Annotated in this window: 10 protein-coding genes and 3 pseudogenes; 7 read left to right on the forward strand and 6 right to left on the reverse strand. The window is 70.4% G+C overall.

The features are described from left to right. Positions 1 to 121: 121 nt before the first annotated feature. Positions 122 to 2,191 (forward strand): SpoIIE family protein phosphatase, encoded by a 2,070-nt coding sequence (locus ACZ6BB_RS23590; RefSeq protein WP_471617147.1) that lies wholly within the window; start codon positions 122 to 124, stop codon positions 2,189 to 2,191. A gap of 441 nt (positions 2,192 to 2,632) precedes the next feature. Here the strand turns inward: ACZ6BB_RS23590 and ACZ6BB_RS23595 are convergent, their stop codons facing one another. Next, entirely contained in the window at positions 2,633 to 4,420 is a 1,788-nt protein-coding gene (locus tag ACZ6BB_RS23595; RefSeq protein WP_471617148.1) for a glycoside hydrolase family 6 protein, read from the reverse strand. A gap of 989 nt (positions 4,421 to 5,409) precedes the next feature. Between ACZ6BB_RS23595 and ACZ6BB_RS23600 the strand changes: the two genes are divergently transcribed. From ACZ6BB_RS23600 to ACZ6BB_RS23610, 3 genes are all read left to right on the forward strand, one after another. After that, the gene (locus ACZ6BB_RS23600; protein ID WP_471617149.1) at positions 5,410 to 8,328 is read left to right on the forward strand and encodes a glycoside hydrolase family 48 protein; all 2,919 of its coding nucleotides are present in this window, start codon (positions 5,410 to 5,412) and stop codon (positions 8,326 to 8,328) included. Positions 8,329 to 8,693: 365 nt separating this feature from the next. Beyond that, positions 8,694 to 9,716, forward strand: coding sequence for a LacI family DNA-binding transcriptional regulator (locus tag ACZ6BB_RS23605; RefSeq protein ID WP_471617150.1), 1,023 nt, complete (start codon positions 8,694 to 8,696; stop codon positions 9,714 to 9,716). Between the two features lie 235 nt (positions 9,717 to 9,951). Continuing rightward, positions 9,952 to 11,082 (forward strand): glycoside hydrolase family 12 protein, encoded by a 1,131-nt coding sequence (locus tag ACZ6BB_RS23610; protein ID WP_471617151.1) that lies wholly within the window; start codon positions 9,952 to 9,954, stop codon positions 11,080 to 11,082. A gap of 542 nt (positions 11,083 to 11,624) precedes the next feature. Here the strand turns inward: ACZ6BB_RS23610 and ACZ6BB_RS23615 are convergent. Together ACZ6BB_RS23615 and ACZ6BB_RS23620 are read right to left on the reverse strand one after the other, a co-directional pair. After that, positions 11,625 to 13,133, reverse strand: a complete 1,509-nt coding sequence (locus tag ACZ6BB_RS23615; RefSeq protein WP_471617152.1) for an MFS transporter — start codon at positions 13,131 to 13,133, stop codon at positions 11,625 to 11,627. Positions 13,134 to 13,267: 134 nt separating this feature from the next. Then, positions 13,268 to 14,488: an oxygenase MpaB family protein gene (locus tag ACZ6BB_RS23620; protein WP_471617153.1), complete on the reverse strand. Its 1,221-nt coding sequence runs from the start codon at positions 14,486 to 14,488 to the stop codon at positions 13,268 to 13,270. Between the two features lie 352 nt (positions 14,489 to 14,840). Between ACZ6BB_RS23620 and ACZ6BB_RS23625 the strand changes: the two genes are divergently transcribed. After that, complete coding sequence (locus tag ACZ6BB_RS23625; RefSeq protein WP_471617338.1) at positions 14,841 to 15,446, forward strand: TetR/AcrR family transcriptional regulator; 606 nt, start codon at positions 14,841 to 14,843, stop codon at positions 15,444 to 15,446. Between the two features lie 375 nt (positions 15,447 to 15,821). Here the strand turns inward: ACZ6BB_RS23625 and ACZ6BB_RS23630 are convergent, their stop codons facing one another. From ACZ6BB_RS23630 to ACZ6BB_RS23640, 3 genes and pseudogenes are all read right to left on the reverse strand, one after another. Further along, positions 15,822 to 16,643 carry an ABC transporter permease gene (locus ACZ6BB_RS23630; protein WP_471617154.1) on the reverse strand — a complete coding sequence of 274 codons (822 nt, stop codon included), beginning with the start codon at positions 16,641 to 16,643 and terminating at the stop codon, positions 15,822 to 15,824. Continuing rightward, positions 16,643 to 17,573, reverse strand: a pseudogene (locus ACZ6BB_RS23635) (ABC transporter ATP-binding protein). Before ACZ6BB_RS23635 ends, ACZ6BB_RS23630 begins: the two are co-directional and overlap by 1 nt. A gap of 279 nt (positions 17,574 to 17,852) precedes the next feature. Further along, positions 17,853 to 18,182, reverse strand: a pseudogene (locus tag ACZ6BB_RS23640) (MFS transporter); the annotation flags it as partial. Here ACZ6BB_RS23640 and ACZ6BB_RS23645 point away from each other — a divergent pair. Together ACZ6BB_RS23645 and ACZ6BB_RS23650 are read left to right on the forward strand one after the other, a co-directional pair. After that, positions 18,178 to 18,300, forward strand: a pseudogene (locus tag ACZ6BB_RS23645) (maleylacetate reductase); the annotation flags it as partial. The pseudogenes ACZ6BB_RS23640 and ACZ6BB_RS23645 overlap by 5 nt on opposite strands. A 57-nt stretch (positions 18,301 to 18,357) precedes the next feature. Further along, entirely contained in the window at positions 18,358 to 18,744 is a 387-nt protein-coding gene (locus tag ACZ6BB_RS23650) for a barstar family protein (protein WP_471617339.1), read from the forward strand. Positions 18,745 to 18,782 lie beyond the last annotated feature (38 nt).

Raw genomic sequence — 18,782 nt, forward strand, 5'->3', positions numbered from 1 at the left:
GGATGCCGCCCACGCCGGACCATGGCGTGCGGTGCCTCACGGGCAGAGGTATGACTGACACGTGGCCCGGCGGAACAGGCGCAGACCCTTTCCTGCGCTGCCGCCGGAAGGAGCGTCCGGTATGCCTGAGCGAGAGACCCGGGCCGGGAGCGGCCGGCAGGCGGACGGTGTCACCGCCGCGCCCGGCGGGCTGCTCGATCTGCTGCAGGTCGCCGCCCTGGTCCTGGGCAGCGACGGCCGGATCGTGCTGTGGAGCCCCGAGGCCGAGTCGCTGCTCGGCTACTCCGCGGCCGAAGCACTGGGCAGCGACGCGGGCGCGCTGCTGGTGGCGCCGGAGAACCGGTCACGGGCTCGCGAGCTGTTCCGGCGCGTACGCACCGGGGCACGCTGGGCGGGCGTCTTCCCGATGCGTCACAAGAGCGGGTGGACGCGCCGCGTGGAGTTCCGCACCATGCAGCTGCGCGACACACGCGGCGACATCCACGCCCTGGGCCTCGGCATCGACGTCGAGACCGTACGGAACGTGGAGCGGGAACTGGCCCTCTCCCACATCCTGATCAACCAGTCGCCGGTGGGCATCGCGGTGTTCGACCCCGACCTGCGGTGGTTGCGGGTCAACCCGGCGCTGGAGCGCATCAACGGCGTTCCCGAGGCGGCCGTGCTGGGCCGCCGGGTCGCCGAGGTGCTGCCGACGCTCGACGTCCAGGCCATCGAGACGCGGATGCGGCGGGTCCTCGATACCGGTGAGCCCCTGCTGGACCAGCAGACGATCGGCCGGACCGCCGCGGACAGCGAGGACCACGCCTACTCGGAGTCCTACCACCGGCTGGAGGACCCGAGCGGGCGCGTGCTGGGCCTGGCGATGGCGATCCTCGACATCTCCGAGCGGCAGCGGGCGGCCGCCGAGGTGGCACAGGCGAGGGAACGTCTGGCGGTGATCGCCGATGCCGGCGCTCGTATCGGCACCACGCTGGACCTGCGCCGGACGGCACAGGAACTCACGGACGTCACCGTTCCACAGCTGGCCGACCTCGCGGCCGTCGACGTGCTCGACTCCGTCGTCGGCCACGGCGCCACGGGGGCGGTACGGCCGGACGACCCCCTGGCCTTGCAGGCACTGGCCCTGAAGGCAAGCCGTGCCACCGATGCCGCCGAGGCGGCGGACCCGGTCGGCGAGCCGGCGTCGTACACCGCGTCACGGGTGATCACCCAGTGCGTACGGGAGGCACGGCCCATCCTGCTGCGGCAGGTGAACGCCGAGGCGCTGCGGCGTATCGCCCGGGACGACGCGGCCGCCGACCGGCTGCGCCGGGCCGGCGTCCACTCCTATCTGGCCGCTCCGCTGGTGGCCCGAGGCGAGGTGCTGGGCACGCTCAGCCTGTACCGGACGGTCGACGACCGGCCGTTCGACGACCAGGACCTCACCCTCGCCACCGAACTGGCCGCACGTGCCGCCATCTGCATCGACAACGCCCGGCTGTACGGACGCGAACGTGCCATCGCGCTCACGCTGCAGCGCAGCATCCTTCCCCAGGAACCACCGCGCCCCGCCGGCATGGAGGTGGCCTCCCGTTATCTGCCCGCGGTCAGCGAGGTGGGCGGGGACTGGTTCGACGTGCTGCCGCTCAGGGACGGCAAGGTCGGCCTCGTCGTCGGCGACGTCATGGGCAAGGGCGTGCACGCCGCGGCGGTCATGGGGCAGCTCCGCACCGCCACCCGCGCCCTCGCCCGGCTCGACCTGCCTCCGGCGGAGCTGCTGTCCCACCTCGACGGCATCGCCGCCTCGCTCGGCGACTCCGACACGCTGGCCACGTGCCTCTACGTCGTCTGCGACCCCCGGCACGGCCGATGCGAGGTCTCCCGCGCCGGCCACCTCCCGCCGGTACTGGTGGACCCGGGCGGGAAGGCCGTCTTCCTGGACATCGCCGCCGGTGTACCCCTCGGAGTGGGGGGTGTGCCGTTCACCGCGGACCAGCGGGAGCTGCCGGAAGGGGCGCTGCTCGCCCTGTTCACCGACGGTCTCGTCGAAAGCCACACGGAGCCCATCGACACCGGGCTGAACGCCCTGCTCCGCCTGCTGGACGTCACCCGCCTCCCCCTGGAAGAGACCTGCGACCTCCTGCTCGACACCCTGAACCGCCAACCGGACGACGACGTGGCCCTCCTCCTCGCCCGACGCACCGGCCACTGAACTGGTGGCTGTCGAAGCAGACCCGGTCCGACTTCTTCTGTGGTCCGTAGGCACCGACGTGGCCCCGCCGACCGGCTACCGGCCCATCCGGGACTACCCCGACGCCCCCCTCGACGCTAGGGGCTCCCGCAGGTGAGCGATCGTGGTCGCCACCCCTGGCCCGACAGGAGCGTGAAGAGCCCCTGAACCGGCGTGCGCGCCGCTGCCTCGCCCGTGGGGGCGAGGCAGCGGCAGGGCTTCGGCGTTCGCCCGGCATCGGTGCCGGAGCCGACGGACTCACCGCCCCTCCGTGGCGGTGAGTCCATGGCACCGTCGGTGGTGAGCCGGTCCGGATGAACTGGCCGGCGGTGTCAGGAGTCGATCAGGGCGGGCCCGCCGGGATCCGTCCCGCTCGCACCTGGCGAGCGGACCGGCCCCGGCGGGCGGCACCGCGCCGGCAGGTTACGGAAGCGGCGGGTAGGCGTTGCGCATCAGCTGCTGGAACTGGGCGGAGAACCACTGTCCGGCCAGCGGCGAGTCCGGCAGCGCGCCCGGAGGGTTGTTGCCGTTGCGGGCGTTGCCTCCGTAGGTCGGGTCGCACATCCGGTCGAAGCCCTTGCCCTCGTCGTTGGGGATGGGAGCGCTGTTGCCGTCCGATTCCCCCGGCGGCTTGACCCACACATAGGCGTCGATGCCTGCGGCCGGCGCCGCGGTCGGCCGTTCGCCTATGCCCGCACCGCTCTGGTTGCACCAGTTGCCGGCGTGGATGCGCCGGTCGATGCGGCTGGCGTCGACATAGCCGTCCACGGTGGTCTGGGTTCCGGGACCACCGGGCCGGGCGGAGCCGCCCCAGCCATTGCGGGAGGTGTCGATCAGCATGCCGAGTCCGGAGCCGAAACCGGCCGCGACGAGCTTGTCACGCAGCGCCTGGGCGAAGGACTGCTCGTCCACGTACTGGTTCCAGTCCACCCACTTCGACCGGCGGACGGTCTGACCGCCCACCGTGTCGGTGACCTTGAGGAACGGCTCCTTGGTGGGGCTGTAGTTCGCGGTGTTGACGATGAAACCGGCCACGTCGTCGACGCTCGCGCCGTTCGTCGTCGCGACCTTGTGGAACTGCTGTACCGCGGGAGCGAGGTTGCTGTCCCAGCCGAGCCAGCCGTGGTGGGCGGCGTCGATGTAGTTGTAGACGTTGGGGATGCCACCCAGCTTGTCCAGGGCGTAGCTGACCCCCTTCTCGTAGTTGCCGTTGCCCTTCATGGTCACGCAGGCGTCGGTGGTGGTGGGGGTGCCGCCGGCGTTGGTGACCAGGTTGGGCAGCGAGTCGGGCTCGATGACGGTGGCGATCCGCAGTCCCGCGTACTTGGCCTCGGACAGGATCGACGTGATCGGGTCGATGTACTGGCTCTTGTACGTGGCCAGGTCGTTCGGCCCCAGTTCGCCGTTGGAGGCGAGGGCGGCGCAGTCACGGCCGGGCAGGTCGTAGATCACTATCTGGATGACGAGATCGCCGGAGCCCTTCTGCTTCAGGGCCTCGTCCAGGTGGGCGCGCAGGCCCATGCCCCCCTTGACACCGTTGATGGCCGCGATGCGGTCCAGCCAGACCGCGGTGGGCTGATCGGCGATACGGCTGCCGCCCGGTTCGGCGGCGGCCTTGGCCGACCACTCGGGGTTCACGTACACCTTGGCGCCGGTGTAGGGGTTGGCGGCACGGCCGTTGTCACCACCATCGCCGCCACCGGTGCTGCCGCCGGTTCCACCACCGGTGCTGCCGCCGGTCCCACCACCCGTGTCGCCGCCGGTACTCCCGCCGGTTCCGCCACCCGTGCCGCCGTCCACATTGCAGGTGACGCCGTCGAGGGTGAACGTGGCGGGCACACCGTTGGAGCCGCTGTAGGAGCCGTTGAAGCCGAAGCTGACCGAGCCGCCGCTCGGGAGGCTGCCGTTGTAGTTCTCGTTGGCGACGGTGACGTCGGCACCGTTCTGGCTGACCTTCCCGTTCCAGAGGTTCGTGACCTTCTGATTGCCGCCGTACGACCACTTCACCGACCAACTCGACTTGGCGGCGGTGTTGTTGGTGATGGTCACGGCGGCGGTGAAGCCGGCGTCCCACTGACTTTGCACCTTGTAGTCGACGGTGCACGGGACGGCCGAGGTCGCAGCACCGGCCTGGCCGACGAGGAGCGCCGTCCCCGACGTCGCGGCGACCAGCGCCAGGGCGGCGAGCAGCGATATCCTGCTGTAACTCATGAGTGGGGGCTTCCTTCTCTGGAGTCTCTGGATTCTCTGGACGAGGACTTGCGGATGGAGGCCGCGCGAACGGGCGCGCGGACCGGCGCCCACGCGGTGGCAGTTCCGACGCGGGCGGAGACCAGGGGCGGACCGGAGCAACAGTTGTGCGTTCCCGGTCCGGCAGCACCGGGCCGGCTCACGGCTGTCGTACGACGGCACGCGCGAGCCGCTGAGGGGACGCGGCCGGGCCATCTCCCGGGCGCACCCGCTCATGACGGCACTTCACCCGCTCGGCGGTGTGTGAGGGGGACGGCTGCCGAGGCCCGGTCGGTCCGAGCGTGACGCAGGGCCGGCACCGGCTTCCGGCAACTGATGTACGCACCCGCGCGGCAGACCGCTGGGCGCGACTGCCGACCGCGGCATCTCCACGGTCCGAGCGGGGACTTCATGCCGTGCTTTCGCACGTGGGTCACCGACATCTCGGCTGCGTCGACGGACGCCGGCGCGAGCTTCGCGTCCTGGGCCTGCGCGGTCCGGTGGCGCCGGTGCGTCGGCGGGGCGCGGTCGCGTGTCGGCGTCGCGGCCGTGGATCGGCTCGAAGCCCTGGAAGGGGCTGTCCCACTGATCGGTGACGACGTGTCCCACCGTGCAGGCGGCCGTGGCTCTCCGGGCCGAGAACACCGGTAGGACGGCGCTCAAGAGAGCGTCGCTGACTAAAAGTACTGAATGCGGGGGGTGTCGCATGAGCGAGTCCTCACAGCCTGGCGCGCCGCTACGGACGCGTCGAGTGATGGAACCGCTCCCACTGGTGAGGAGGAAGTTAGCGCCAACTGACGGGGTTTCATAGGGCCCTTGCGAAACTTTTCGCTCCCGCCGGCCCAGTTCGAACTCTGAACTCCCCTACGTCTTGACCGCACCCGCCTTCGTCTCCACGATGGGAGCGCTCCCACTGGATTCAGGCCCTTGGCATCTCTCCGCGAGTCGTGTGACGCAAGGAGGAACAGCACATGGATCCCGGACGCAAACGCAGAGCCGCACGGCGGTTCTGGACCGCCGTCGCCGCCGTGTTCGCCCTACCCCTGTCGATGCTCGCCACCGGCACGACCACCGCGAATGCGGCGTCCGTGCAGTGCAGCGTCGACTACAAGGCGAACGACTGGGGTTCCGGCTTCACCGCCGACCTCACCCTCACCAACCGTGGCACCGCCGCGATCGACGGCTGGACCCTGACCTACGGGTACACCGGCAACCAGAAGCTCGCGAACGGGTGGAACGGCAGCTGGTCGCAGGCCGGTCAGACGGTCACCGTCAAGAACGCCCCGTACAACGGCACCATCGCCCCGGGCGCGGCCGTCTCCGCGGGAGCGCAGTTCAGCTACAGCGGCAGCAATGCCGCGCCGAGCGACTTCGCGATCAACGGCACCCGTTGCATCGGCGCCCACCAGCCGCCGATCACCGTGCTGACCAGCCCGGCCGCGGGCGCGATCTACTCGCGGGGTGACGCCGTACCGCTCGCGGCGACCGCCGCGGCCGCGGACGGCGCGACGATCGCCAAGGTGGAGTTCTACGACGACACCACGCTGTTGGGCACGGACACGAGCGCGCCCTACACGCTCTCCGCCTCCAGCTTGACCGTGGGCAGTCATTCCCTGCTGGCGAAGGCGTACGACAGCAGGGGTGCGTCGGCGGAGTCCACCCCGGTGGGCATCACGGTCGCCGCGGGTCCTGCCGTGGTCGCCTCGACCACCCAACTCGCCGTCCAGCAGGGCAAGACGGCGACGTACGACGTGAAGCTCTCGACCCGGCCGTCGGCCGACGTGACCGTGACGACGGCCCGGACGGGCGGCAACACCGGGCTGTCCGTGACCGGTGGGGCGTCACTTACCTTCACCCCGTCGAACTGGACCACCGCGCAGAAGGTGACCGTCACGGCGGACTCCTCGGGCACGGGGGCGGCGACCTTCGAGTCGTCGGCCGCCGGACACGGCAGAGCGACGGTGACGGCCACCCAGATCGCGGCGTCCAAGGCGTACGACGCCCGGTTCCTGGAGCTCTACGGCAAGATCACCGACCCGGCCAACGGCTACTTCTCCCCCGAGGGCATCCCCTACCACTCCGTCGAGACGCTGATCGTCGAGGCGCCGGACCACGGTCACGAGACCACGTCGGAGGCATACAGCTACCTCCTCTGGCTGCAGGCCATGTACGGCAAGGTCACCGGCGACTGGACCAAGTTCAACGGCGCCTGGGAGATCATGGAGAAGTACATGATCCCCACCCACGCCGACCAGCCGACCAACTCGTTCTACTCCGCCTCGAAACCGGCGACCTACGGGCCGGAGGAGGACACGCCGCAGCAGTATCCGACGCCGCTCGACCCGTCCGTACCCGTCGGCTCGGACCCCCTCGCCGGTGAGCTGAAGTCGGCCTACAGCACGGACGACGTCTACGGCATGCACTGGATCCAGGACGTCGACAACACCTACGGCTTCGGCAACACCCCGGGCGGCAAGTGCGAGGCCGGCCCGACGGAGAGCGGACCGTCTTATATGAACACCTTCCAGCGCGGCCCGCAGGAATCGGTGTGGGAGACGGTGCCGCAGCCGACCTGCGACGCCTTCAAGTACGGCGGTAGGAACGGCTATCTGGACCTGTTCACCGGGGACAAGTCGTACGCCAAGCAGTGGAAGTACACCACCGCCCCGGACGCCGACGCACGCGCGGTGCAGGCCGCCTACTGGGCGGACCTGTGGGCGAAGCAGCAGGGCAAGGGACCGGCAGTGTCGGGCACGGTCGCCAAGGCGGCCAAGATGGGCGACTACCTGCGGTACGCGATGTACGACAAGTACTTCAAGAAGATCGGCAACTGTGTGGGGCCGGCGACCTGCCCGGCAGGCACCGGCAAGGACGCGTCTCACTACCTGATGTCCTGGTACTACGCCTGGGGCGGTTCCACCGACACCACCGGGGGCTGGTCCTGGCGGATCGGGTCCAGCTTCGCCCACAGCGGCTACCAGAACCCGCTGGCCGCCTACGCGCTCAGCAACCACGCCGACCTGAAGCCCAGGTCGTCGACCGGCGCGGCCGACTGGAGCAAGTCGCTCCAACGGCAGATGGAGTTCTATCGCTGGCTCCAGTCGGACGAGGGCGCGATCGCCGGCGGCTCGACGAACAGTTGGGCGGGCCGCTACGCGACCCCGCCGGCCGGGAAGTCGACGTTCTACGGCATGTACTACGACCAGCAGCCGGTGTACCACGACCCGCCGTCCAACCAGTGGTTCGGCTTCCAGGCGTGGTCCATGGAGCGGGTCGCCGAGTACTACCAGCAGACGGGGAACGCCGCCGCGAAGACGGTCCTCGACAAGTGGGTCACGTGGGCGCTGTCCAAGACCACGGTCAACCCGGACGGCAGCTACCAGATCCCCTCCACCCTTCAGTGGTCGGGCCAGCCCGACACCTGGAACCCGTCGAGTCCCGGTGCCAACAGCGGACTTCACGTGACCGTCGCCGACTACACCAATGACGTGGGCGTGGCGGCCGCGTACGCCAAGACACTCACGTACTACGCCGCCAAGTCCGGTCACGCGAAGGCAAGGTCGACGGCGAAGGCGCTGTTGGACGGTATGTGGGACCACCACCGGGACAGCCTCGGTGTCGCCGTCCCCGAGACGCGCAGCGACTACAGCCGGTTCGACGACAGCGTCCACGTCCCGAGCGGCTGGACCGGCAGGATGCCGAACGGCGAGACCATCGACTCGGCCTCGACGTTCTCCTCGATCCGGTCCTTCTACAAGAACGACCCGGCCTGGTCGAAGATCGAGGCCTACCTCAAGGGCGGCGCCGCGCCCGTCTTCACCTACCACCGGTTCTGGGCCCAGGCGGACATAGCCCTGGCCATGGGCTCGTACGCGGAACTCCTCGAGTAGCCCCCGCCGGCGTTCCGCGTACGCGACCCCGTCATCGGGCGACGGGGTCACCCGGCCGGGCGGCCCCTTCCGCACCGGAGGCCGCCCGGCCCTCGCGCGCCCCCCACACCTGGAGTCTCGTGCGACACCCCGGACCCCCTGCCGAACGGCACGGCATTCCCCCACGCAAACGCCGTTCGGCTGAACTCTGCGGGGAGTTCCGCCGTCGACCGCGAGGGCGGACCTCCTCTTATCTCTCTTCTCGAAACGGGAGCGCTCCCAGTCCTTGGGTAGAGGTGGACCGCCTGTGACCATGCCCCTGGCGAAGTCGTGTGCTCGCCCCTCTCCGGCCGGTAAGATCGGTGATCTCTTTGGGGGAGGCGGTCATGGGCAGGCGACGCCCGGGGACACCGACGCTGGAGGAGGTGGCCGCTCACGCGCGGGTGGGACGGGGCACGGTCTCCCGCGTCATCAACAACGCGGCGGGCGTGAAGGATTCGACGCGCCGGGCCGTTCAACAGGCCATCGAGGAGCTGGGTTACGTACCCAATCTCGCCGCTCGTTCCCTGGCCGGGCGTCGGGCCGACGCCGTCGCTCTGGTCATGACGGAGCCGGACTGGCGACAGTTCGCCGAGCCCTTCTTCTCGGAGATCGTCCGCTCGCTCGGAGACGCGCTGACGGACACCGGGATCCAGCTGCTGCTGACCCTGGTCCGCTCGGACGCCGAGCGGCAGCGCTTCCTGGAGTACGCCCGCGGCGGGCGGGTGGACGGAGTCCTGCTGATGTCCGTGCACGCCGGGGATCCGCTGCCGGACATGCTCGCGGAAGCCCGGTTGCCGACCGTTCTGCTGGGCCGCCGCTCGGGGGAGGAGTACGTCAGCTATGTCGACGCCGACAACATCGGCGGAGCCCGCACCGCCGTGTCCCACCTCGTGAAACAGGGCCGCAGAGTGATCGCGACCATCACCGGGCCTCTCGACCTGTACGCCGCCCGATGCCGACTGCGCGGCTACGAAGAGGCCCTGGCGTCGGCGGGCCTGGCGGGCGGGCCGACACGGGTCGCCGAAAGCGACTTCACGGCGGAGAGCGGACGCCGTGCCATGGCCGAACTCATCGATCGGCATCCCGACATCGACGGCGTCCTCGCCGCGTCGGACACCACGGCCGCAGGGGCTCTGGAAGCCCTGCGTGCGGCCGGACGTCGGGTGCCCGAGGACGTGGCCGTGATCGGTTTCGACGACTTCTCGCTGGCGCAGCGGACCGAACCGCGCTTGTCCACCGTGCGGCAGCCGATCGAGGAGATCGGGCGGGCCATGATCCGGCTGCTCCTGGAGGAGATGGAGGAGGGCGCGGTGGCCTGGCGTCACGTCATCCTCCGTACGGAACTGGTGCTACGCGAGTCGACCTGACCCTCGCCGGCGCATGCGTCCGGGGCGTGCTCCCGAGAGCAGAAGGGCTTCGTCCCGCCTCCGACGCACCTGCCTGGCCTGTGCCTTCGGCATCAGTTCGACATGTTCATGCCAGCAGTCTTGCCAGTGACCGGAACCATCCCTACAGTCCCTGCCGAACCCAGTTTGGGAGCGCTCCCATTCACAAGGTTCTGGGAGCACTCCCGTTGGCCCCCTCCCTCGGAAGAGGATCCGCATGCGTCCTTCACCGCACCATGCCCCCAGCGCGCGTGGCCTGCTCGGCGCGCTGCTCACCTCGCTCGTCTCGCTGGCCGCGCTGCTGACCACCGCGTCAGCGGCACAGGCCGACACCATGATCTGCCAGCCCTTCGGCTCCACGACCGTCCAGGGCCGCTACGTGGTGCAGAACAACCGCTGGGGTACCAGCGCCACCCAGTGCATCGCCGTCACCGACTCGGGGTTCAGGATCACCCAGGCGGACGGATCCGTCCCCACGAACGGCGCTCCGAAGTCCTACCCGTCCGTCTACAACGGCTGCCACTACACCAACTGCTCGCCCGGGACCAAGCTTCCCGCGCAGCTCAGTACCATCTCCAGCGCGCCCACGAGCATCTCCTACGGCTATGTGAACGACGCGGCGTACAACGCCTCGTACGACATCTGGCTGGACCCCACGCCCCGTACCGACGGCGTGAACCGGACCGAGATCATGATCTGGTTCAACAAGGTCGGATCCATCCAGCCCATCGGTTCTCCCGTCGGCAATGCCACCGTGGGCGGGCGCGCGTGGCAGGTGTGGTCCGGCAGCAACGGCTCGAACGACGTGTTGTCCTTCGTCGCACCGTCGGCGATCAGCGGTTGGACCTTCGACGTCATGGACTTCGCCCGGCAGGCGGTCTCGCGAGGGCTCGCGCAGAACAACTGGTACATGACGAGTGTCCAGGCGGGTTTCGAGCCCTGGCAGAACGGTACGGGCCTCGCCGTGACCTCGTTCTCCTCCACGGTCAACACGGGCTCCTCCGGTGACCCGGGTGGCCCCGGAGACCCCTCGGCCTGCAAGGTGGCCTACGCGGCGAACGCCTGGCAGGGCGGCTTCACCGCCGACGTCACCATCACCAACACCGGCTCTTCCCCCATCAGGGGGTGGAAGCTCGCGTTCACTCTCCCTTCCGGACAGCGCATCACCCATGCATGGAACGCGGACCTGTCCGGGTCGTCAGGAGCTGTCACAGCGAGCAACGTGGCCCACAACGCAGAGGTGGCGTCCGGCGGCAAGGCGACCTTCGGGTTCCAGGGCACCTCGGGCGGCACTTTCGCCAAGCCCTCCGACTTCAGTCTGAACGGCACGGCCTGCGCCATCGGGTGACACCCGGTCGGCCTCCGGGTCCCGGCCGGTCCACACCGACCACCGGGCCCGGAGGCGTCAACGGCTGGGCGGGCTGAGAGCTGAGAGGACGGCGGGTACGGTCGGCGATCCGTGTCTGCCGACCGTACCCGCCGACGTGCGAGGCCAGGGACGCGGACGGACTGCGGGCAGGCGGGCGGTGGGCCGGTCGTGGAACCGTTCGCCCTTGGCTCCTGCGCCTGCGGGAATGCTCCTCTGCGCCGCGCCGAGGTCGCCGCCGGGCGGTCCGTCGGCGGCCGGGTCGCCCACCGGGTGTCCGCCGATCATCGCCACCGGATCTTCGGGCGTCAGCAAGTCCTCCCCGGTGCACGCGAGATACGGCTCGCTCGGCGTGGAACGCTCCGGGTCCTCAGCACGGTGGGAGCCGCGGATCCGCCCCACCGGGCCGGAGCGGCCCACGGCGCGGTCCATGACGGCGAAGGGCGGCGGAGGACCGGCGGCGCCAGATCGCCGAAAGGCCGAACCGACCCGGTGCACAAGGTCGGTTCGGCCCTGAGCGGACGTCACATGTGTACGACGGGGACGGCGTCGGGGTCCTGCTCCGGTACGCCGCGTCGGTAGAGAACGACGCTGATGACCAGACCGACGGTGAAGAAGACGGCCGACCACCCGTAGGCGGTCGAATAGGCCTCCAGACCTGCCTGGGCCTGCACGGCGGGGTCCCTGGGATCCTTGCCGGCCAGGTAATCGGTGGCGGCGCCGGTGGCGAGGGTGTTGAGCAGGGCGGTGCCGATCGAACCGCCTACTTGTTGCATGGCGTTGACGGTGGCGGAGGCGACCCCGGAGTGCTCGGCACCCACGCCCTCGGTGGCCAGAGCCATGGCCGGCGGCATCACCAGGCCGAGGCCGAGGCCCGCCACGACCAGGGTCGGAAGGACGTCCGTGCCGTAGGAGCTGTTCAGGTCGAGGGCGGTCATCCAGGCCATGCCGGCGGCGGCCAGGCCCATGCCGAGCGGTACCACCGGCTTGGGGCCGATGCGGGGGAGCAGCACGCTGGTGGCCAGGGTGGAGGTGATCATGAGCGCCCCGATCATGGGCAGGAAGGCCAGCCCGGTCTCGATGGGGGAGTAGCCGAGGCTCTGCTGGAGGTAGTAGGTGAGGAAGAGGAACACACCGAACATGCCGGCGCCGCTGATCAGTACGGCGATGAAGGAGGCGCCGCGGTTGCGGTCGAGCAGGACGCGCAGGGGCAGCAGGGGGTGAGAGGACTTGGTCTGCCACCAGGTGAACGCGGCGAGCAGGACGGCTCCGGCGACCAGCCATGCCCAGGTCTGCGGGGAACTCCAGTCGTGGCTCTCGGCGTTGGCGAAGCCATATACCAGACTGAACAGTCCGCCGCCGACGAGGAGGGCCCCGGGAAGGTCGAGGCCGGTGGTCCTGTCGCGGGCGGTGCGGCGCAGCAGGAGGGCACCGCCGATGAACGCGGCACCGGCGAAGGCGAGGTTGACGTAGAGGGTCCAGCGCCAGTCGAGGTGTTCGGTGAGCACACCACCCAGCAGCAGGCCGATGGCACCGCCGGCGCCGGCGATGGCGCCGTAGACACCGAAGGCCCTGGCGCGTTCCCTGGGGTCGGTGAACGTCGTGGTCAGCAGGGACAGCGCGGCCGGTGCGAGGAGGGCGCCGAACAGGCCCTGACCGGCGCGTGCGGTGACCAGTATCCCGAAGCCGGTGGCGGCGCCGCCGAGGGCGGAGGCCCCGGCGAAGCCGGTCAGCCCGATCAGGAAGGTGATCTTGCGGCCGAAGAGATCGGCTATGCGGCCGCCGAGCAGCAGCAGGCTGCCGAAGGCAAGGGCGTAGGCGGTGACGACCCACTGCCGGTCGCCGTCGGAGAAGCCCAGGTCCTTCTGGGCCGAGGGCAGGGCGATGTTCACGATGGTCGCGTCGAGGACCACCATGAGCTGGGCCACGCCGATGACGGCGAGGATCCACCAGCGATGGCGAGGTGATGCGTGGCTGGACGGGAGGGGGGACGCGGTGGCCGTGCCCGGTCCGTCGAGGGAGGTTGGGGACATGACGAGGTCTCCAGACGAAGTGGTCGAGGGACAGGAAGGTTCGGTGGTCGAGGGGCAGGAAGGTTCGGTGGTGCGGTGCGGACGGCTGCTTCGTCGGAGCTCGTCACGTGATGCGGTCAGTGATCGCGCAGCCGTCAGCAAGCCGCCGGCGTACCTGAGCGTCGGACTCCTGCGCGGCGCTTCGCAGCGACACCGAGGGGAAGAACGGCCGCGATCGGCTCGGGTCCGGGCCCGGGCTCTTCGGCGGCCTGCCGACGAGCCGCCCGGGCCGAGGCGGGGGAGAAGGTCTGCCAGTACCGGGCCTGGCGGTTCAGGGCGCTGATCAGCGGCATCAGGTCGGTTGCGGCCGGGGCGTCGGGGATGCCCAGCCGATCCGCCGCCGTGCTCCCGAGGGAACGCCGGAGCAGGCAGTGGATGAGGTCGCGCAGTTCGTCCTCGGACAGGACCGCGTCCGGCGCATGAGCCGTCGCGTGGGCCTGGGCGTTGATCACGGCAGCCGTAGCAGTGCGTGAGGTGTCGTCGGGTGCGGGAGTCATGGTGTCCAGCAGGTGCTGCAGGCGGCGGGCCCCGGCGTGGTCGGCGACGGCCTCGTACAGGATCTCGTCGAGCCCCAGGAGATGGGCGGCGTACGACCAGTACCGGTAGAGGTGGCGCTCCTCCTCGGACGTGATGTCGATGCCGGCGGCTGCCAGGGTCTGGTGGGCGATGAGGGTGAAGCCGAGCCAGGTGCGTGCCATGTCGAGCCGGCCGATCGGCAGGCCCGGGACGCCCGAGTCCCGGTCGGCGAGGGCTGTGGCCCGCAGACGGGCGTGGCGCAGCCGGGCCTCGACGGTGCTCACGTAGCCGGGCCCGCCGCGCAGCAGCCCGCCCGGCCGGATGGTCTGCCGCGCCCACACCCCGGCCTCCGCGAGCCGGCGCGAAACGGTCGGCGTCGGCCCGACGGTTCGCATCAGCAGCCGTGCGGTGGCCGGGGAGGCGTAGCTGTGGGCGAGCGCACCCGTGATCGCGCAGAGACCGAACCACATGGGCGGGACGGACAGACTCACGACATCGCCGCGGTGGAGCGTCAGGGGGTCGACCCAGGAGGGGGTCGGCTCCACCTGCTTCAGCAGTGCGGCGACGGCGTCCGGGGGCCGCTCGTCGAGACCCGCCAGCCCGTTCCTCAGACCGGCGTCGAGAGCATGCCGTGCGGTGGGGCCGTAGAGGTCCAGTTCGGCGATGACGGCGTCGGCGAGCGGATCTCCGGACGTGAGCAGCGGGGCCATGCGGTCGGCCTTCACGGCGGGCCGGCGGTCCACCGCTTCCAGGTCGATCACTCGTTCGGAAGGTGTGTGGGGGGTGTGGTGCGCGGTCATGTGTCTCTCACTTCCGAGAAGGCGCGACCGGGCGTTCGGGCGCATGCACTTCCCGAGCCGGTCGGGAAGGTGGGGTGGGGATGTCCGCCCCGAACGCTCTCTGACACCCGTCAGATTAGTGTCGATCTGACGGGTGTCAAGTAAGCTGTTCCCGTGGGCCCGGAGGTGGGCTGGGGCCCCTCGCAGGCAGCCGAGGCAGGGGCTCTCCGGGAAGAGCGCCATGAACCACCGGCGAAGAACACCTGGGTGGAACACGCCGCGCACGCACGAAGCAGCAGTCATGGAGGCAGTGGTGGGAGTACGAAGCGGGTCCGCCAGGCGGCCGGGGCGCCCGGGTGCCGGTACCCCCGCGGTGCCCGCGGAGGAGAGCATCCTCCAGCGAGGCCTCGAGGCATTCGCGGAGCTGGGCTACGACCGTGCCTCCGCACGTGAACTGGCCCGCCGTCTGGGCGTGAGCCACAACTTCATCAACGACCGGTACGGGTCGAAGGCAGCCTTCTGGCGGGCGGTGATGGACCATGCGCTGGGGCCGCAACTGGAGCGCCTGCCGCAGGTGGATCCCGGGACCGACGACGCCGAGCGGCTGCGCCAGATCATCACCGGCTTCTATCGTGCCGCGGCGGACACACCGTTGATCGGACGCGTCTTCGTCGACGAGTCGTCCCGGGACACCGAACGGCTGGACCACCTGTACGAGCGCTACGTCGCTCCGACCCTGCAGCTCATGACGCCCAGCATCGAGCGGCTCGTCGCCTCCGGGCGCATGGCCCCCATTCCGATGGACGTGCTGTTCTTCGCCGTCGTCCCGCCCGTCGCGGGAATGCTGGAGGGCCCTATGGCGCGGCGCCTCGGCCGACCCGAACCCGTCTCGTCGCAGCAGCTCACGGACACAGCGGAGGCCCTGGCGACGCTCGTGGTCAACGGACTCCTCGCGACGAGTGCGCCAAGGAGCCGGTGAGTCCGGCCGGCGGCCTGTCCGGCGGATCGTGGGAGCCCTGTCAGGCTCGATGCGCCGACCGGCCCACGTTCTCTGCAGCAGGACCCGAGGGCCGGTTCGCCTCTCCGAGAGGGCCATGCACCCCCCGCTTGACGGCCGGTGTCGGCGAGGGTGCGCAGGGCGTCGGCGTCCACCGCGCCGTCCCCCGGGCTCGCCGACGCCTGGTCGCACCCGCTCCTGGGCCGGACACCGCGCGGTCGGAGCGCCCGGCGCGACCTGGACCGGTCGCCGACGGCGCCGCCACTCTCGCCACCCACCGCGGCAAGGCGTCCGTCGACCCCCGGGCGATGGTCGTGGGGGCCCGTCTCATGATCCCCCATGGTCTCGCACCGCCGCTCAGGCATCGCTCTTGACCAGCCGCCAGGCGGCTCCGGCGAGGGTGAGGGCCACCCACCCGGCGAAGACGGCGAGTCCCGCCCCGGGGGAGAGGGCGTCGGAGGACTGGTGCAGGGCGTACATCGCCGAGCCGGCGTTGCCGGGGAAGTAGGGGTTGATGTTGTCGTAGAGGGAGTCGGGCAGCAGGGAGGCCAGGCCCGGGAGGATGAGCAGGACGCCGACCAGGACCGCGATCGCCCCGGCGCTGGAGCGCAGGAGCATGCCCAGGGCCACCCCCGCGACGGCGACCAGGGCGAGGTGGAGGCCGGCGCCGGCCAGGCTGCGCAGCACTGCGTCGTCGCCCAGGGACAGGGCGATCTTCTCGCCGTCCAGGCCCAGGGTGCCCAGCTGGAACGCGGCCAGGGCGCCGAGCGTGGTCAGGACCAGGATGACGGGGCCGATCACGGCGGCCTTGGACCACAGGACCGGCAGGCGGCGGGGGACGGCGGTGAGGGTGGAGCGGATCATGCCGGTGGTGTACTCGCCGGCCGACAGCAGGACGCCGAGCACACCGACGGCCAGCGACGCGAAGGTCACCCCGAGCAGAGCGAGGCTGACCGCGTCCTGCTCGCCGGAGCCGGGTCCGGGCGGCCCGTCCTGACCGACCGTGTCGGGGCTGTAGGTGGCGGAGGCGATCGAGCCGAGGGCGATCAGCAGAACCACGGCGACGACAAGGGTGATCCAACTGGAGCGCAGCGACCAGAACTTGGCCCACTCCGCGCGCAGCACCCGTGGACCGGTGACCTGGTAGATCCGGGTGGGGGACAGCTCGGTGACGGTCATCAGGCTGCCTTTCGCTCGGTCTCGACGGGATGGCTCTGGTACTCGACGACGTCCCTGGTCAGGTCCATGAACGCCGCCTCCAGCGACACGGCCTGCGGAGTGAGTTCGTCCAACGCCACCCCGTGCTCGGCCGCGATCCGCCCGATCTCCCGCGCGTCGCGTCCGGTGACCAGGAGTTCCTCGGCGGACGAGGAGGAGATCGTCACGTCTGGGCCCGCCAGCAACGAGCGCAACACGGTGGCGTCGACGGTGGCGACCTTCACCCCGCCGCCGCTCGCCTCCCGGGTGAAGTCGTCCACGGTGGTGTCCGCGAGGAGCCGGCCGCGGCCGATGATCACCAGATGGTCGGCGATCATCGCCGTCTCGCTCATCAGGTGAGAGGACAGCATCACGGCCCGGCCGTCGTCCGCCAGCGAGCGCAGCAGGGTGCGCACCCACAGCACGCCCTCGGGGTCGAGGCCGTTGACCGGCTCGTCGAGCATGACGATCGCGGGGTCGCCGAGCAGGGCCGCCGCGATGCCGAGCCGCTGGCCCATGCCGAGGGAGAAGGCCCCGACGCGTTGGCCGGCCACGCCGGTCAGCCCGGCCAGCTCGATGACCTCGTCGACCCGGCGGCGCGGAACGCCGTGCGTGTACGCGAGCGCCATCAGATGGTTGAACCTGCTGGAGGCCAGGGTGGAGGGACCTGGCCTCCAGCAGGGTGCCGATCTCGTGCAGCGGTGCCGTGTGCTTCGCGTAGGACTTGCCGTTGACGGTGACCGAGCCCTTGGTGGGGGCGTCCAGGCCGACGACCATGCGCATGGTGGTGGACTTGCCGGCGCCGTTGGGGCCGAGGAAACCGGTGACCTCGCCGGGTTTGACGGTGAAGCTCAACGCGTCGACGACGGTCTTGTCACCGTACCGTTTGGTCAGCTCACGTGCTTCGATCACGGGTTCGGTCTCTTCGCCACGGACTCGGCCGGGCGACCGTCGCGACCTGTGCCGTCGACGTCAGAAGCGCGGCCGGCACGAACTCTGGCACCACGGGGGACACTTGACCGCCCGAGTGGTACCGCGGTTCCACCCGGTGCCGATCACCGCTACGCCTCAGGTATGACACGCCCGACGGGTAGGCGTGGGTCCGCGGCCGCACACCGAGCCGGTCGACGTGGTCTTCCCGCCCTTCGCATGCCGCGTCCAGCGGATCGCCCGGCGTTTTCCCCCGGCGGGTCAGCCCGCCATCTGCTGGACCGGTTCCGCGGCGGCGCCGATCCGGCGACGCCGGGCGGCGGCGAGGCCGAGGGCGGCGGTGGCGACGGCCCCGGCGAGGGCGAGTACGCCCATGGCGTTCGCCATGGTGCCCATCACGGAGGTGAGCGCGAGCACCACGAGCGGGCAGATGAACTGGCCGAGGAAGAAGGACCCCGTCCACAGTCCGGTACCGCGGCCACGCTCGGCGTAGTGCAGCTTGGACATGGCGAGGGTGAGCAGGCTCGGCAGCATGATGCCGCCGCCGAGACAGTTGATGACGGCACCGATGGTCAGTACGACACAAGCCGGCGTGGACGGCCGTGCGGCCATCGGCGGGGGCTCCACGACCGGCCCGGGCGAGGCGATCGCCCTGCGAACGGGACTCCCCGTGATCAGTGTCCCGACCACGTACGCCGGATCCGAAGTGGGGCAGGGAGCCAGAATCGGAGGGACATGGCGCGGAGCTGCACGTATCCTCCGAGCCGTGACACCGGTATATGTGCTGGACGGCACGCGGATCAGAACACTGGAAGACTTCTGGCGAGTCATCGGCGAAGCGATCAACGGTCCCGGGGGCTACTTCGGCCGGAACCTCGACGCCTTCGCCGACTGCCTCAGCGGTGGCTTCGGAGCACCTGACGACGATGACTACGTGGTGGAGTGGCGCGACCACCAGGTGTCTCGCGAGCATCTCGGCTATCCGGAGACAGCTCGCCAGTTGGAGATCCGGTTGTCACGCTGTCACCCCATGAACCGCCCTTCGGTCAGCGTGGACCTTGCCGCAGCGAGACAAGAGCGCGGGACCACTGTCTTTGACTGGCTGGTCAAGATCTTCGAGGATCGCGCTCCTGGCGTCCTGCGCCTCGGGTGACGGGTCACGAGGACACCGCCGTGCGACGTCCGCGGTGG

The sequence above is a fragment of the Streptomyces sp. NPDC041108 genome (assembly GCF_055592645.1).

Coding starts and splice junctions, on each gene's coding strand:
- ACZ6BB_RS23615 (WP_471617152.1), bottom strand. CDS start 13,133: ATGTCCCCAACCTCCCTCGACGGACCGGGCACGGCCACCGCGTCCCCC.
- ACZ6BB_RS23600 (WP_471617149.1), top strand. CDS start 5,410: ATGGATCCCGGACGCAAACGCAGAGCCGCACGGCGGTTCTGGACCGCC.
- ACZ6BB_RS23590 (WP_471617147.1), top strand. CDS start 122: ATGCCTGAGCGAGAGACCCGGGCCGGGAGCGGCCGGCAGGCGGACGGT.
- ACZ6BB_RS23595 (WP_471617148.1), bottom strand. CDS start 4,420: ATGAGTTACAGCAGGATATCGCTGCTCGCCGCCCTGGCGCTGGTCGCC.
- ACZ6BB_RS23610 (WP_471617151.1), top strand. CDS start 9,952: ATGCGTCCTTCACCGCACCATGCCCCCAGCGCGCGTGGCCTGCTCGGC.
- ACZ6BB_RS23605 (WP_471617150.1), top strand. CDS start 8,694: ATGGGCAGGCGACGCCCGGGGACACCGACGCTGGAGGAGGTGGCCGCT.
- ACZ6BB_RS23620 (WP_471617153.1), bottom strand. CDS start 14,488: ATGACCGCGCACCACACCCCCCACACACCTTCCGAACGAGTGATCGAC.
- ACZ6BB_RS23630 (WP_471617154.1), bottom strand. CDS start 16,643: ATGACCGTCACCGAGCTGTCCCCCACCCGGATCTACCAGGTCACCGGT.